The sequence below is a fragment of the Saccharothrix sp. ST-888 genome (assembly GCF_000955975.1).
In the GTDB taxonomy this organism is placed as follows: Bacteria; Actinomycetota; Actinomycetes; order Streptomycetales; family Streptomycetaceae; genus Kitasatospora.
This window is the reverse complement of record NZ_JYJF01000876.1, coordinates 1-315: the sequence shown is the minus strand read 5'-3', so window position 1 is coordinate 315 and position 315 is coordinate 1. Positions and strand designations below refer to the sequence as shown.

Sequence of the window (315 nt, the reverse complement as noted above, 5' to 3'; positions counted from 1 at the left end):
CCGCGCAGCTCGGACTCGCCTAGGAGGCGCTGGGCCTCGTCTGGGCGCGTGTGCACTACGGCGGAGCGCAGCGGGCGGGCTAGCAGCGAGCAGTCCGTCTCGTGCTAGATCAGGAGGTCCGGGGCGCCAGCGGCGACGGCGGCCGCGCCGAGCGACGCCCGGTCGGCGCCGGCGCGGCCAAGAAGTTCGACAACACGCTCGAGGGCATGATCACCCTCACCGCCGGCCTCGGCCGCATGGGCGACGCCAAGCAGCTGGCGGTCACCATGAACGGCGGCGTGGCGATCTGCATCGACTCCGACCCGTCCCGAATCT

General features: G+C 72.7%; 1 protein-coding gene. It reads left to right on the top strand.

Going from position 1 to position 315, the window contains the following annotated elements; all coding sequences use genetic code 11:
- Nucleotides 1-101: 101 nt before the first annotated feature.
- Nucleotides 102-315: hypothetical protein (locus tag UK12_RS34890; protein ID WP_045307239.1), on the top strand; the 214-nt coding region annotated here is incomplete at its 3' end.